The 14,019-nt window shown below is 73.5% G+C and carries 13 protein-coding genes; 5 read left to right on the top strand and 8 right to left on the bottom strand.

The features are described from left to right. Positions 1-58: 58 nt before the first annotated feature. Positions 59-1,927 (bottom strand): SGNH/GDSL hydrolase family protein, encoded by a 1,869-nt coding sequence (locus tag AC07BS_RS20175; protein WP_478933565.1) that lies wholly within the window; start codon positions 1,925-1,927, stop codon positions 59-61. Between the two features lie 706 nt (positions 1,928-2,633). On the opposite strand from AC07BS_RS20175, the gene AC07BS_RS20170 reads away from it, so the two are divergent. Beyond that, positions 2,634-3,074 carry a DUF6278 family protein gene (locus AC07BS_RS20170; protein WP_478640364.1) on the top strand — a complete coding sequence of 147 codons (441 nt, stop codon included), beginning with the start codon at positions 2,634-2,636 and terminating at the stop codon, positions 3,072-3,074. Positions 3,075-3,117: 43 nt separating this feature from the next. On the opposite strand, the gene AC07BS_RS20165 is transcribed toward AC07BS_RS20170, so the two are convergent. Further along, positions 3,118-3,909 carry a GntR family transcriptional regulator gene (locus tag AC07BS_RS20165; RefSeq protein ID WP_478640361.1) on the bottom strand — a complete coding sequence of 264 codons (792 nt, stop codon included), beginning with the start codon at positions 3,907-3,909 and terminating at the stop codon, positions 3,118-3,120. 207 nt (positions 3,910-4,116) lie between these two features. Between AC07BS_RS20165 and AC07BS_RS20160 the strand changes: the two genes are divergently transcribed. Genes AC07BS_RS20160 through AC07BS_RS20145 form a run of 4 tightly spaced genes read left to right on the top strand, consistent with a single transcriptional unit; the run spans position 4,117 to position 7,358 of the window. Continuing rightward, on the top strand, positions 4,117-4,860 hold the full coding sequence (locus AC07BS_RS20160; protein WP_478640358.1) for an amino acid ABC transporter ATP-binding protein: 744 nt from the start codon (positions 4,117-4,119) through the stop codon (positions 4,858-4,860). A gap of 19 nt (positions 4,861-4,879) precedes the next feature. Beyond that, positions 4,880-5,794 (top strand): glutamate ABC transporter substrate-binding protein, encoded by a 915-nt coding sequence (locus AC07BS_RS20155; RefSeq protein ID WP_478933518.1) that lies wholly within the window; start codon positions 4,880-4,882, stop codon positions 5,792-5,794. Between the two features lie 14 nt (positions 5,795-5,808). Next, positions 5,809-6,453: an amino acid ABC transporter permease gene (locus tag AC07BS_RS20150; protein ID WP_478640353.1), complete on the top strand. Its 645-nt coding sequence runs from the start codon at positions 5,809-5,811 to the stop codon at positions 6,451-6,453. Then, the gene (locus AC07BS_RS20145) at positions 6,450-7,358 is read left to right on the top strand and encodes an amino acid ABC transporter permease (protein ID WP_478640352.1); all 909 of its coding nucleotides are present in this window, start codon (positions 6,450-6,452) and stop codon (positions 7,356-7,358) included. The genes AC07BS_RS20150 and AC07BS_RS20145 overlap by 4 nt, the downstream gene beginning before the upstream one ends. Here AC07BS_RS20145 and AC07BS_RS20140 read toward each other — a convergent pair. From AC07BS_RS20140 to AC07BS_RS20115, 6 genes are all read right to left on the bottom strand, one after another. Then, positions 7,313-8,503 carry a globin domain-containing protein gene (locus AC07BS_RS20140; protein WP_478933515.1) on the bottom strand — a complete coding sequence of 397 codons (1,191 nt, stop codon included), beginning with the start codon at positions 8,501-8,503 and terminating at the stop codon, positions 7,313-7,315. The two genes, AC07BS_RS20145 and AC07BS_RS20140, sit on opposite strands and share 46 nt — an antisense overlap. 80 nt (positions 8,504-8,583) lie before the next feature. Next, positions 8,584-9,030 (bottom strand): RrF2 family transcriptional regulator, encoded by a 447-nt coding sequence (locus AC07BS_RS20135; RefSeq protein WP_478640347.1) that lies wholly within the window; start codon positions 9,028-9,030, stop codon positions 8,584-8,586. A 13-nt stretch (positions 9,031-9,043) separates the two neighbouring features. Further along, complete coding sequence (locus AC07BS_RS20130) at positions 9,044-10,441, bottom strand: MATE family efflux transporter (protein WP_478640345.1); 1,398 nt, start codon at positions 10,439-10,441, stop codon at positions 9,044-9,046. Then, a complete protein-coding gene (locus AC07BS_RS20125; protein ID WP_478933512.1) occupies positions 10,423-11,472 on the bottom strand; it encodes a cysteine synthase family protein in 1,050 nt (349 codons plus the stop codon). The genes AC07BS_RS20130 and AC07BS_RS20125 overlap by 19 nt, the downstream gene beginning before the upstream one ends. Positions 11,473-11,545: 73 nt before the next feature. Then, a complete protein-coding gene (locus AC07BS_RS20120) occupies positions 11,546-12,958 on the bottom strand; it encodes a type III PLP-dependent enzyme domain-containing protein (protein WP_478933510.1) in 1,413 nt (470 codons plus the stop codon). After that, positions 12,949-13,995, bottom strand: a complete 1,047-nt coding sequence (locus AC07BS_RS20115) for an ornithine cyclodeaminase family protein (protein WP_478933508.1) — start codon at positions 13,993-13,995, stop codon at positions 12,949-12,951. Before AC07BS_RS20115 ends, AC07BS_RS20120 begins: the two co-directional genes overlap by 10 nt. Positions 13,996-14,019: the final 24 nt, after the last annotated feature.

Raw genomic sequence — 14,019 nt, 5'->3', positions numbered from 1 at the left:
GAGGGAAGGGGGCGGCCGCGGGCCCTGGGCCGCCCCCCCCGTCTTCTCCCGTATGCCGTCAGACCAGCTTGCGCAGGTCCACGGACTCGCTGAACGCCCGCATGCCGGCGTCGTTGGGGTGGAGGTGGTCCCCGGCGTCGAAGCGCGGCAGCATCCGCTCCGGGTGCTGGGGGTCGCGGATCGCCGCGTCGAAGTCGAACACGGCGTCGTAGATCCTGGCGGTGCGGATGTGCCGGTTGATGGCCGCGCGCTCGGCGTCGGCCGCCGGGGTGCAGTCGTAGAAGCCGCCGCACGGGGCGATCGTGGCCGCCACGACGCGCAGGCCGCGCGCGTGGGCCCGGGCGGTGATCGACCGGAGGACGGCGATGACCTCGTCCGCCTTGGTGCCGGCGCGGATGTCGTTGACGCCCTCGAAGACGATGACCGTACGGGCCGAGGTCTGCGCCAGGACGTCGCGCTCGAAGCGGTTGCCGGCGCTCACCCCGCTCTTGACGTTGCTGGTGCCCTCGCCGGGGTAGCGGTCGGTGGCCACGCGGTTGCCGGAGATGCCGTGGTTGAGGACGCCGAGCGCCGGGACGGTGTGCTGGGCGCGCAGGCGGCGGCCCAGCAGGTCGGGCCAGCGGCCGTTGGTGCCCGGGGTGGCCGCCTCGCCGTCGGTGATGGAGTCGCCGAGCGTGACGAGCGAGCCGGGCCCGCCGCTGACGTCCACGCCGGTCAGGAGCGGCCAGGCGTCGAGCTTCTCGGTGAACACGCCCGCGCCGCGGTCGCCGGTGCGGTCGCCGAGGCCGTCGGCGCTGAGGTACGAGACCTGGCTGGTGTAGCTGTGCACGGGCACGGCGCGGACGGTGCCGGGGAGGTGGATGCTGACCAGCAGGTTGGTGTCCGGCGGGACCCGGAAGCCCACGGGGTCGCTGAACTGCTGCGCGCCCGCCGGGATCTCGGTGCCGGCGCGGCCGCCGAAGGTGAGCGGCACGGGCCGGCCGGCCGCCCCGGCGTCCTTGTCCTGCAGGGCCACGCTGACGTGCCCGATGCGCACCGGCCGCGCGGCGAACGTGTTCTCCAGCCGGATCCTGGTCCCGGGGCCGCCGGCGCTGCTGTGCACGACGAGGCGCAGCGTACGGTCCGTCCACGGGCCGACGGTGGCGTACCCGGACGTGGACGCCGCCCAGCTGCCGGTCCACTCCTTGGTGGGAGCGCGCAGCGCCAGGGAGAAGACGTGGAGGCCGGTCGCCGCGCCGGAGGTGCGGGGCAGCACCACGGAGGCGATGTCCCGCCCGCGCGCGACGGGCACGGTGACGGCGTAGAGACGGGTGGTCTCGGTGCGCTGGCCGTCACGGGTGTTGCGGTGGGGCAGGGCGACGGCCTTGGTGGTGAGCGGGCCGCGCCGCCAGTCGGGCGCGTCGAGGGCGTAGGAGGTGGTGGACCCGTCGCGGTAGCGGACGGTCCCCTTCCCGCCGATCGTGCGTCCGGTGGCGCCCTTGGTGCTGCCCGCGACCAGGAACGTCAGGGCGTCGCCGCGCCCGGTCAGGCGTACGGACTGCCCGGCGGCGCGGACGTTGTCGGGCCGGCCGGGCGCGGTGCGCGGCCATACGAGCCGGGAGGCGTCGATGTCCAGCGCGCGGCCGGGCGTCCAGCCGGCGGCCGCGAGGTCCTGCGCGGAGAAGGAGCCGCCCGAGCCGTCGAAGTCGGCGGCACCCGGGCGGGCGTCGTCGCTGACCGCCCGATTGTCGAAGAGCCGCTCCAGAGGGAGCGGCTCCTTGTACGCGGCGGAGTGCGCCGGGGGGTTCGCGGCGGCGGTTCCGGCCAGGGCGGGGGTGTCGGCGAGAACGACGGCGCACACGGCGCCGGCCGCCACGACCCCGGCCAGGGCCGCGGTCCGTCTGTGCCGTCCGCCGCCGCCCGTCCTGCGACTCGGTGTCCGGAGCATGCGTGTCATGCCTCCCAGGTTTGCCCGCTCGGAAAGTGGCGGGATGAAGCTAAGGAGACGGGTGATGAACGTCAAGGAGGCCAATCGGCCACGTCGGGCGCGTCGTGACGGCGGCGAGGCCTCTGCCGTACCGTCCATACCCGCCCGGGGCGGCCGGACACGGCCCGGACGTGGCACGACGGCCTCCCGCCGGGGCGGTCCGGACGGGTCGCCGGCCGTGCGCGTGTGTCCCTCCAACGGGCGTACGCCGAAGGCGAGGTAAGCCCGTTGGTCGGCCCTGAAGAAGCTGGGCCGGTGATGGTCCCCCTCGACGTTTCCTCCGTCCCTCCTTCCGGTTAACGACGCCCGAATCCGGGACGGTCGGCATACCGGCCGGGACGATGGTGGGATGACGGGACGTCAGGAGATCCAAGGCCCTCCGCTGGTGCGGTGCAATCGGTGCGGGAGTCCCATGTGGTGGGACACCACCCCTGGCCGTGCCCCGTGCTGGTACTGCTCGGTGTGCGATCACCCGCGGGACCGCAGGATCAATTTCGCCGCCGTGCCCTCTCCGTGCCCGGAAGGCTGTCCGTCGCCCATCACGGAGATCCGCGACGGCGTGCGCCGTCACGTGTGTCACTGACGTGCTTCCGCGCCGGGGCCGCGGGACCGGGCCCGTTCCGGTCCTGGCGGCCGAACGGCGTCCCGATGCGTCAGACTGCTCAGTATGAACATTCCCTTCTTGGACGGCTGGCGCAAGCGGCTCGGTCCGGCTCACGGCGGGGTGGCGCCCGGGGTGGCCGATCGTGACCCGGAAGGACTGGCCGAGCTGTTGTCGGAGTGCGAACTGCTGCGTGCGCACGCGCAGTCGGCCGGTGTCGCGCTCGACGACGCGCCGTCGTCCCTGGAGGAGCTGGACCAGCTGCAGCCGCGCTGGCGCGAGGACCCGGAGCTGGTCTCCTGGCTCGGCAACGACGCCGGTCTCTATCTGGGCACGGTCGTCGTGCGGACCGTGGAGGGCGCGGGCTGGTGGATCCGGCAGGACGGCCAGCCGGTCGTCCGGCTGGCCAACGGCCGGGAGATCGACGTGGTCGAGGCGGGCCGGACCTGGGCGGCGGACGGCGCGCCGGAGCTGTCCCGGCTCTACGCGGAGATCGCGGAGCACTGACCTTCGGGCCGCCCCGGCCGCCCTCCACCCGGTGACGGGACGGTCAGCTCGTGAAGGGGATCGTGTACTCCAGCCGCCAGCGGTCCGCGCGGACCACGATGTCGGAGGTCTCCACCGCCCGGTCGTCACCGTCGAAGTGGGTGCGTTCGACGACGGTGACGCACTGGCCGGCGGCGCAGCCCAGCGCCTCCGCCTCGGGGGTGGTGGCCGGGCGGGAGCCGACCAGTTCGCGGGCCCGGACGACCCGGACGCCGATGGCGGCGAGCCGGCCACGTACCCCGCGCCGGGCGTAGGGGCCGCGCTCGGGGAGGGCGACGTCGGTGCCCTCGGTGATGGTCAGCGGTTCCCAGCTGGTGGCGAGCTGCACGGGGTGGCGGTTGGCGAGGTACTCGTACTGGGTGCAGAGCACCGGCTCGCCCGTGTCGATGCCCAGCCGCTCGGCGATCGGCGCCGGGGCGGTGGTCTCGCTGGAGGAGGCCTCCCAGGTGAGCACGGTCTCCCGGCCGTCGCGGCCCGCCGCGGGGCCGGCCGCCGGGTGGCTGTCGTACTCCTTGATCTGTGCCGCGAAGGGGGAGTCGACGGCGCCGGTCGACCGCAGGAGCGTGCCCAGCGGCGCCCGGTCGGTGACGAACACCCCCCGTCCGAACTGGCCCTGCGCGTAGCCGGCGGCCTTCAGGACCCGGACCGCGCGGTCCACGGTCTGGTCGCTGGCCTCGTACGCGCGTTTGAGCTCGGAGCGGGAGGGGATGCGGTCGCCCACCGCGAGGCCTCCCTCGTCGATCCGCTGCCGCAGGTCGTCCGCGATGCGCAGGTATACGGGCCTGCTGTCGCCCACTCCGGGCTCCCTTCCCCCACTGCTTCCCCCAACCGGCCACCACAGGCTAGGTACCCAGGCTCGGTCTGTGTACCTAGGGCAAATGGCGGCTTCCGGGGTCGCCGGTCCGGGTCGATCCCGGTACGTACGCGTGTCGCCGGAGACGTCCCGTACGGGGGCGGATAGCTTGCGGCGACCACGAGGGTGCCGAGAGTGGGTAGGGCTGGTATGGCCGTCGATCCTTTGATCGAGCTGCGCGACGTCAACAAGCACTACGGACAGCTGCACGTGCTGCGGGACATCAACCTCACCGTCGGCCGCGGCGAGGTGGTGGTGATCATCGGCCCATCCGGCTCCGGCAAGTCCACGCTGTGCCGGGCCATCAACCGCCTGGAACCCGTGGAGTCCGGCACGATCCTGCTCGACGGTCACCCGCTGCCCGAGGAGGGCCGCGAACTGGCCCGGCTGCGCGCCGAGGTCGGCATGGTCTTCCAGTCGTTCAACCTCTTCGCGCACAAGACCGTGCTGGAGAACGTCTCCCTGGCGCCCCTCAAGGTCCGCAAGCGCGGCCGGGAGGAGGCCGACCGGCGCTCGCGCGAGCTGCTGGAGCGTGTCGGGCTGCTCGCCCACGCGGAGAAGTACCCGGCGCAGCTCTCCGGCGGCCAGCAGCAGCGCGTGGCCATCGCCCGCGCGCTCGCCATGGACCCCAAGGTGATCCTCTTCGACGAGCCGACCTCCGCGCTCGACCCGGAGATGATCAATGAAGTGCTGGAGGTCATGCAGCAGCTCGCCCGGGACGGCATGACGATGGTCGTCGTCACCCATGAGATGGGCTTCGCCCGCTCCGCCGCCAACCGCGTGGTCTTCATGGCCGACGGCCGCATCGTCGAGGACCGCTCGCCCGAGGAGTTCTTCACCGCCCCGCGCAGCGACCGGGCGAAGGACTTCCTCTCCAAGATCCTCAAGCACTGAGCGGGGGTGACCGCACACCATGAGACGCCTCGCCACCGCCCTCGTCGCCGCCCTCGCCCTCGCCGCCGTCCTGCTCACCGCGGGCTGCGGCAAGGAGGGCAGCCCCCCGGTCAAGGGCCCCAAGCCCGAGCAGCTGCCCACCTACCAGGTCGCCACCGGCTTCCAGCTGCCCGACTCGCCCACCTGGCGGGCGGCGAAGCGCCGCGGCCACCTCGTCGTCGGCGTCAAGGAGGACCAGCCCTACCTGGGCGAGAAGGACCCCGCCACCGGCACCTACTCCGGCTTCGACATCGAGATCGCCCGGATGCTGAGCGCCTCCCTCGGCTTCGACCCGAAGACCATCGCCTTCCGCACCATCGCCTCCGCCAACCGCGAGACCGCCCTGCAGAACGGCCAGATCGATTTCTACGTCGGCACGTACACCATCAACGACCTGCGCAAGAAGCAGGTCGGCTTCGCGGGCCCGTACTACATCGCCGGGCAGTCCCTGCTCGTACGGAAGGACGAGACGGACATCAACGGCCCCCAGGACCTGGCCGGCAAGCGGGTCTGCTCGGCGGCCGGTTCCACCCCGCTGCAGCGCATCCAGCGCGACTACCCCAAGGCCGTCGCCGTCGCCTACGACACGTACTCGATCTGCGTGGACAACCTCATCAGCCTCCAGGTGGACGCCGTCACCACCGACAACTCCATCCTCATGGGGTACGCGGCGAAGGCGCCCGAGGAGCTGAAGGTGGTCGGACAGCCCTTCTCCCGGGAGCCCTACGGCGTCGGGGTGCCGCGCGGTGACACCGCCCTGCGCTACGCCCTCGACGACGCCCTCACGGCCCACGAGAAGAACGGCGACTGGAAGAAGGCCTACGACGCGACCCTCGGCCTGTCCGGTGTGCCCGCCCCGCAGCCGCCCCCCGTCGACCGCTACCCGGCGAGCTGAGGAGCAGCGCCCCCGTGAACGTCCTCATCGACAACCTCTCCCTCTACGGCGAGGGCCTGCTCGGCACCGTCGAACTCACCGTCTACGCCTCGCTGCTCGCGCTCGCCCTCGGCTTCGTCATGGCCTCGTTCCGGGTGGCGCCCGTCGGCTCGCTGCGCGTCTTCGGCACCGTGTGGGTGACGGTCCTCCGCAACACCCCGCTCACCCTGCTGTTCTTCGCGGTGATGCTGGGGCTGCCGCGCTTCGGGATCGTGCTGCCCTTCCAGCTCTTCGCGGTCCTCGCCCTCGGCTGCTACACCTCGGCCTTCATCTGCGAGGCGCTGCGCTCGGGCATCAACACCGTGCCCACCGGCCAGGGCGAGGCGGCCCGCAGCCTGGGCATGACCTTCACCCAGACCCTCGGCCTCGTCGTGCTGCCGCAGGCCTTCCGCTCGGTCATCCCGCCGGTCGGCTCGACGCTGATCGCGCTCGCCAAGAACTCGGCGATCGCCGGGTCGTTCAGCGTCACCGAGCTCCTGGGCACGTACCGGACGACCAGCGAGCTGGGCTACAGCGTCGTCTGGTCCTTCGTCTGGATCGCCGTCGGCTATCTGATCGTGACCCTGTCCATCAGCGCGATCTTCAATCTGCTCGAGAAGCGCTACGGAGTGGCCCGATGAGCACCGGCACCGCCCTCTACGACATCCCCGGTCCGCACGCCCGGCGCCGCCACCTCCTCTACGGCCTGGTGGCCACGGTGGTGATCCTGGGCATCATCGCCTGGGCGCTCTACCTGCTCTTCGACACCGAGCAGTTCACGGCCGCCAAGTGGACCCCGTTCACGTACGTGGGCATCCAGGAGATGCTGCTGCGCGGCCTCGGCAACACGCTCAAGGCCTTCGCCTACGCCGCCGTGCTCTCGCTCGCCCTCGGCGGGGTCCTCGCCTGCGGCCGGCTGTCGGTGCACCGGCCGCTGCGCTGGGCCGCCACGCTCGTCGTGGAGTTCTTCCGGGCCATGCCGGTGCTGGTGATGATCTTCTTCATCTTCGTCGCGCTCAAGGTCCAGCCCCTGCCCGCGCTGGTCACCGGCCTGACGCTCTACAACGGCTCGGTGCTGGCCGAGGTCTTCCGCACCGGCGTGAACTCCGTGGACCGCGGGCAGCGCGAGGCGGCGTACTCACTGGGCATGCGCAAGACCCAGGTGATGACGTACGTCCTGGTCCCGCAGGCCGTGCGCGCGATGCTCCCGGCCATCATCAGCCAGCTGGTCGTCGCCCTGAAGGACACCTCGCTCGGTTTCCTCATCACCTACGAGGAGTTCCTCCACGCGGGCAAGCTGATCGCCAGCAACCTCGACTACGACCTGCCGTTCATCCCGGTCGTCATGATCATCTCGCCGATCTACATCGGGATGTGCATGCTCCTGTCCTGGGTCGCCAACCGGGTCGCCAGGCAGCAGCGCCGCAGCGTCAAGACGGAGGCCGTGGAGGTGGCGGCCGCGGAGCCCGGCACGCTGCTGCCGGGCCCCGGGCACCAGCCTCAGGAACCGCCCCCCAGCCACAGATCGGGGCCGAACACCTCGTAGTGGACGCGCTCGGGAGCGACGCCGGTCGCCAGCAGCTGGGCGCGGGCCGCCTTGAGGAACGGCAGCGGGCCGCAGAGGTAGGCCGTGGTGCCGGCCGGGACCTCGATCAGGGAGAGGTCGGCCAAACCGGTGCGGGACGCGGGCCTGGGCTCCTCGGGGTGTTCGTACCAGACGTGGGCCGTGGCGTCCGGGAGCTTGGCGACGAGCTGGTCGAGGTCGGCGCGGAAGGCGTGCGAGGTCTCGTCCCGGTCGGCGTGCACGGCGATGACGCGGCGGGTGGAGCCGGTGGCGGCGAGGTGGGAGAGCATCCCGATCATCGGGGTGCAGCCGATGCCGGCGGAGGCGAGGAGGACGGGGCCGTCGCCGTCGTCGAGGGTCACGTCGCCGAAGGGGTGTCCGACGCGCAGCACGTCGCCCACGGCCACCCGGTCGTGGAGGTGGTTCGAGACCTCCCCGTCCGGCTCGCCGGTCACCCGCTTCACGGAGAACTGGAGGGCGTCCTCGGGGTGGCCGGAGAGGCTGTACTGGCGGATCTGCCGGGCGCCGTCGGGGAGGACGACCTGCACGGACACGTACTGGCCGGGCCGGGCGGCGGGCAGCGGGCGGCCGTCCTCGGGACGGACGAGGAAGGTGGTGACGTCGGGCGTCTCGCTCCGGCGGGCGACGACGCGGCACACGCGCCAGGTGGTGCCGAGCAGCACGCCCGACTCCTCGTAGAGCCGGGACTCCAGGGCTATGAGGGCGTTGGCCATCAGCCAGTAGACCTCGTCCCAGGCGGCGGCGACCTCCTCCGTCACCGCGTCGCCCAGCACCTCGGCGATCGCGGCGAAGAGGTGCTGGTGGACCACGAGGTACTGGCCGCGGGTGACGCCGAGCGAGGCGTGCTTGTGGGCGATGCGGGAGAGCATCGCGTCCGGTCGGACGTCCGGGTGCTCCAGCAGTGCCGTGGCGAACGCGGCGATGGAGCCGGCGAGGGCCTGCCGCTGGGTGCCCGCGGCCTGGTTGCCGCGGTTGAACAGGTCGCGCAGCAGCTCCGGGTGGGCGGCGAAGAGCCGCTCGTAGAACAACCCGGTGATCTCCTCGATGGCCCCGCCCACGGCGGGCAGGGTGGCGCGGACGATCTCGGCCGACTTCGGGGACAGCATCGGCACTCCTCCCAAGATAATTGGTATCTCAGATTCGTATTTTTGCGCGGACGGAAGGACGGGTAGGGGGCGGCACGGTGTCAGCTTCCCGGGCGGGTTCCCAGGGAGAGGAGGACCGGTCCGGTCGGCGGGCCGGTCAGTTCCTCGATGGTGATCGGGTCGAGCGCGGAGTAGAAGGCCTCCTGGGCCGCGCGCAGCGCGCCGCGCAGCCGGCACGCGGACCGCAGCGGGCAGGGCGGCTCGTCCTCGCAGCCCACGACGTCGCCGGTGCCCTCGAGCTCGCGCACCAGCCGGCCGACCGACCCGGTGCGCCCGGCGGCGGTGAGGGTGAGCCCGCCGCCGCGGCCCCGGCGGGCCTCGACGACCCCCAGGTGTTGCAGGCGGCTGACCACCTTGGCGGCGTGCGTGTACGGCACGTCCACCGCGTCGGCCACCTCGCGGGTGGTCGGCGCGTCCTCGGCGTCGTCCGCCACCGCCAGGCGCATGGCGATGCGCAGGGCGATGTCGGTGCTCTTGGTCAGTCGCACGGCCTCAGCGTAGCTAATTGGATTCTTGGATGCCAATTAACCGGTCCCGCCTCCCCTCCAGCCCCCTCGCGTAGCGGCGCAGCAGCAGGATCGCCGTCGCCGCCAGGCCCGTCAGGAGGCCGAGCCATACGCCCACCACACGCAGGCCCGCCGTGTGGCCCAGGAGGAGTGCGGCGGGCAGGCCGATCAGCCAGTAGCCGACCAGGGTGACGCGGAAGCCGCCCCGGGTGTCGTCCAGGCCGCGCAGCAGTCCGACGCCGATGTTCTGCGCGCAGTCGAAGAACTGGAGCACGGCGACGACGAGCAGGAGGCGGGAGGCGATCGGCAGGGCGTCCGCGTCCCCCGCCGCGGTGCCGTCCAGGAACGGGCGCAGCACCAGGCGCGGTGCCGCGAGATAGAGCGCGGCCACCCCGGCCGTCACCACGGCGCCGCAGGCCAGCGCCGTGCTGCCGACGCGCCGGGCCGCCGGGACGTCGTCCAGGGCCAGGGCGCGGCTGACGTGGACGGACGCCGCGTGCGACAGGCCCACGGCGACCTGGAAGACGATGTACACGAGCTGGTTGACGGCGGTGTGGGCGGCCAGCGCCGCGCCGCCGAACGTGCCCGCCAGCAGCGTCGTCAGCGAGAAGAACCCCGCCTCCGAGCCGTACGTGGCCGCGATCGGCACGCCCAGGGACAGCAGGTCGCGTACGGTCGCCCGGTCGGCCCGTACCGGGTCGAGGCTCAGCAGCGGGGCCAGCGCGCGGTCCGCGCGGGCCGACGCGTACAGCGCCAGGAACGTCAGCAGGTGCACCACGGACGTCGCCACGCCGACGCCCGTCAGGCCGAGCCGGGGCAGCCCCCACGAGCCGTGGATCAGCGCCCAGTCGAGCGCGGCGTTGACGGCCACCGACGCGAGCGTGATGCGCAGCAGCGCCCGCGGCCGTCGCATGCCGACCGTGAACTGACGTACCGCCTGGAACCACAGACAGGGCAGCAGCCCGGGGGCCAGCGCCGCCAGCAGGTCCCGGGCCCGCCGGGCCACCGCCGCGTCCTGGCCCAGCAGCGGCAGGCACTGACCCGCGGCGACCAGCAGCAGCGCCCCCGCGAGCCCGGCCAGCGTCGCCACGGCCATGCTCGCCCGGACGATCGCGCGGATCTCCCCGGAGCCGTCGCGCCCGGAGCGCTCGGCCCGGGCGGCCGCCGCCGCGATCCGGTTGCCCACCGACGTCACCAGCCCCACGCCCATGGTGCGCACCTGGTTGAACAGCACGAGGGCGAGGCCGCCCGCCGCCAGGTCCGCCGTGCCGAGCAGACCCAGCATCACGGTGTCGGTGGTGCTGAGCGCGACCTGGGCGAGTTGGGTGAGGATCAGCGGGACGGCGAGGGCGGTCAGTGACCGCACCTCCCGTATCAGTGGTGCCGGTCGCACCTCGCCTCCCTTCCGCGGAGCTTGCCGAGCACGTCCTCGATCCCGCGCTCGGCCGCCGGGTCGAGGAGGCCCCGGGCGGCCATCCAGTCGTCGTCGAAGACGGTGTCCAGGTACTTCTCACCGCCGTCGTTGACGAGGGCTACCACGGTGCTGCCGGGCGGGAGAACCGGCAGCCTGCCCAGGGCCTCGTGGACGACCCCTCCGGCGGAACCGCCGATGAGCAGGCCGGTACGCGCCACCGCCCGGCAGGTGGCGAAGGCCTCGACGTCGCCGACCTTGGCGCCCTCGTCGATGAGGGCGAAGTCGACCAGCGCGCCCAGGGGCGCCCCGGCGGGCGTGCCGGTGCCGGACTGGTGGTAGTCGTGGGCCGGCGGGCCGAAGGCGACGGACCCCTCGGGCTCCACGCCGACCGTTCGCAGCCCCGGCACCAGGCCGCGCAGCACGCGCGCGGTGCCGCAGAGCGAGCCGCCGGTGCCGACGGCCCCGATGAGCACGTCCAGCCGGCCGCCGAGGGCCTGGTGCAGTTCGTGGGCGACCGGGGCGTAACCGGTGCCGTTGCTCGGGTTGTTGTGCTGCTCGGTGAAGACGGTGTTGTCGCGGCCGCGCGCCAGGCGCTCGGCCAGCTCCTCCCGGGCGGCGGTGGCGAGTTCGCCGGACCCGTCGCCGGTGACGTACACCAGCTCGGTGCCCAGGGCGCGCAGGGCACGCAGCTTGTCGGGGCAGGCGTGGTGGTCGACCACGGCCGTGAACGCGTAGCCGCGCTCGGCGGCGATGACGGCCAGGCCGAGCCCGGTGTTGCCGGAGGTCGACTCGACGATGCGGCCGCCCGGGCGGAGTTCGCCGCGGGCCTCGGCGTCCAGCACCATCCGGCGGGCCATACGGATCTTCGCCGTGCCCGTCGGGTTGAACATCTCCAGCTTCAGCAGCAGCCGGCTGCCGGTCGCGGTGCGGCACAGCTCCAGCAGCGGGGTGGCGCCGATGAGGTCGGAGACGCGGGTGACCACGGCGGGGCGGGTGAGTGCCTCGTGCATGGGATCGGTACTCCTGGGGTCGGTACTCCTGTGGTCGGTGCTTCTGTGACAAGGCGGTACGCCATGGCCGGCGTCACGGGCGGGCGGCCCCGTGCCGGTCCAGGCGCCAGCGCGGCCGTGCCCCGGGCGACGCCGGGCGTTCGACGACGACCTTGGGCGGCAACGGCAGCTCGTGGAACGGGGACTCGTTGGAATCCATCTGGTAGCCGGCCGTGTTCGGGTAGACCAGCAGGTCGCCGACCGACGGCCGGGCGGGGAAGGGCACCTTCCGCCAGCTGAGCATGTCGTTCTCCAGACAGGTGGCCCCGCCCACGCAGGCCGCCACGACCGGTGGGCCGGTGACGGGCCCGGCCGGGGTGAGCAGCACGGGGTCCGGCAGGTACTCGCTGCCGAACCACTGCTCGGACAGGCTCAGGCTGCTGCCGTCCACGGTGAGGACGGCGTGGCCGTCGCGCTCCTTGACCCCCTGGACCCGGAAGACGGTCGACCCGGCCCGGTCCAGCAGGGCCCGGCCCGGTTCCGCGAGCAGGGCGACGCCCTCGTCGCGCAGGAGCCGGGCGAGGGTACGGGTGTGCCCGGCCGGGGTGGCGGCGAGGACGGCCCGCAGGGCGTCGGCCCCGGCCACGGGGGAGTGGTACGGATAGAAGGCGCCCGGCGCGAACTCCCTGCCCGCGTGGTAGTGCGCGGGGCCCTGCCGGGCGAGGAAGCCCTGCCAGTCCGCGGCCGCGGCGTAGTCCACGGCGAAGCCGCCGCCGACGCTGATCCGGTCGGCCCGCAGCCCCAGCGCCCGGGCCGCCCGGCAGAGCGTGACCAGCTGCCCGGCCAGGTCGGTACGGGGCTGGACGGCGTAGCCGGACAGATGGAAGCCGAAGCCCTCCATGCGGACGGCGTCCCCGGCCTCCGCGCAGCGCCGCAGCGCCACCGCCACCTCGGCGGCGTCCAGGCCGAAGCGGCTGTGCGGCTGCCCGGGCGGCAGCCGCCGCAGCAGCACCCGGGCCGGCCGGGCCCGTTCGCCCGGGGCGAGGGCGAGCATCGGGATCGGCGCCAGGGAGACCAGGCGGTCCAGCTCGTCGACGGAGTCCACGGCGATCAGGCAGCCGTGCAGCACGGCGATCCGCAGCAGGTACGCGTCCTTGGCCGGGCCGGTGACCACGAGATCCTCGCCCCGCACCCCGTGGGCGAGGGCCTCGCGCAGCTCCCCGCCGGAGGAGACGTCCACGCCCGCCCCCGCCGCCGCGCACCGCTCGGCCCACACGGCCGCCTTGTTGGCCTTCTTCGCGTAGTACACCCGGCCCGCCACGCCCGCCTCGGCGAGCACGGCCCGGAAGGCGGCGAGACGGTCGTCGAAGTGCTCGGGGAGCAGGAAGTGGAAGGGGCCGCCGAAGGCGTGGGAGAGCTCCTGGAGCAGCCCGCTGGCCAGCACCTCCGCCGCCCACCCGTCCGGATGGGCGGGCAGCGGGGGCGCGCTCGTGCCCGTCATCGCCACAGCGGCACCCGGGTTCCCAGCCCCTGGGCGAGGGCCAGCCGCGCGAACCGGTGCCCGAGGGCGATGTCGGTGACGACCAGACCGCTGTTGTACGCGAAGACGCGCTCGCCGGGCGCGTGCCGGCCGGCCGCGGTGCCAGCCAGGACCTCGGGGAACTCCGCGTCCACGGCCCGCAGTTCGCCCTTCTCGTCGGCCATGTCGGTGCCGGTGACCCGCATCTGGGCCTCGCTGGTGGCCACCACCCGGTCCGCGTCGCGCAGGGTGGAGGGGTCCAGGCCGTAGCCCACGAGGACGGCCAGGGCGCCGGGCCGCAGCCGGGCGGAGGGCACCCGCGCCGGCGTGTGGGGGCCGGCCGTGGCGAGCACGACATCGGCCTCCGCGGCGGCGACCGCGGGGTCGTCGACGACCTCCGCGGACCGGTCGGGGGCGTGGGCGCGCAGCGCCGCGCGGACCGCCGCGAGGCCCTCCGGGTGGGTGCCGTAGACCATCAGCCGGTCCAGCCCGGGCAGGGTCGTCAGCAGGAACGGCAGCGCGAGACGGCCCTGGGTGCCGGTGCCGATGAGCAGGGCGCTGCGCGCCCCGGGGGCCGCGCACTCGCGGGCCAGCAGCGCGGAGACGGCGGGGGTGCGCAGGGCGCCGACGCGGCCGCAGTCCATCATCGCCAGCGGCAGGCCCGTGCGGTCGTCGTAGAGGGTGAGGGCGGTGTAGTAGTGCTGCGCGTCGCGGGGGGCGCGCAGGCCGTGCTTGTACGAGGTCTTGACGGCGACGACCTCGCGGGAGCCGTCCCGGCCGAGCATGGCGTACGCCACGGAGTGACCGTCGGCCGGCTTGACGGTGAGCTTGCGGGGGTTGTCGGAGAGCCCGGCGGCCAGGGCCCGGTAGGCGCTCTCGACGGTCTCGACGACGTCGGCCGGGGTGACGGCGATGCCGGCCACGTCGCCGGCGGACAGGAGGGTCAGGAAGCGGTCGTCGGCGGATATCGGCTCGGGGGCGGTGGGGGAGGTGGGGACGGTGGGAGAGGCGGTCCGGTCGGTCATGGCGGTTCCTCCGGGGCGCGTACG

Source organism: Streptomyces sp. NPDC044063 (assembly GCF_056434285.1).
The sequence above is the reverse complement of the archived record's forward strand: the minus strand, read 5'-3'. Positions and strand labels throughout refer to the sequence as shown.

Bases quoted from the DNA above. Each gene is read 5' to 3' on its own strand.
- AC07BS_RS20140 (WP_478933515.1), bottom strand. From the start codon at position 8,503: ATGCTGTCCCCGAAGTCGGCCGAGATCGTCCGCGCCACCCTGCCCGCC.
- AC07BS_RS20170 (WP_478640364.1), top strand. From the start codon at position 2,634: ATGAACATTCCCTTCTTGGACGGCTGGCGCAAGCGGCTCGGTCCGGCT.
- AC07BS_RS20115 (WP_478933508.1), bottom strand. From the start codon at position 13,995: ATGACCGACCGGACCGCCTCTCCCACCGTCCCCACCTCCCCCACCGCC.
- AC07BS_RS20155 (WP_478933518.1), top strand. From the start codon at position 4,880: ATGAGACGCCTCGCCACCGCCCTCGTCGCCGCCCTCGCCCTCGCCGCC.
- AC07BS_RS20145 (WP_478640352.1), top strand. From the start codon at position 6,450: ATGAGCACCGGCACCGCCCTCTACGACATCCCCGGTCCGCACGCCCGG.
- AC07BS_RS20160 (WP_478640358.1), top strand. From the start codon at position 4,117: ATGGCCGTCGATCCTTTGATCGAGCTGCGCGACGTCAACAAGCACTAC.
- AC07BS_RS20125 (WP_478933512.1), bottom strand. From the start codon at position 11,472: ATGCACGAGGCACTCACCCGCCCCGCCGTGGTCACCCGCGTCTCCGAC.
- AC07BS_RS20175 (WP_478933565.1), bottom strand. From the start codon at position 1,927: ATGCTCCGGACACCGAGTCGCAGGACGGGCGGCGGCGGACGGCACAGA.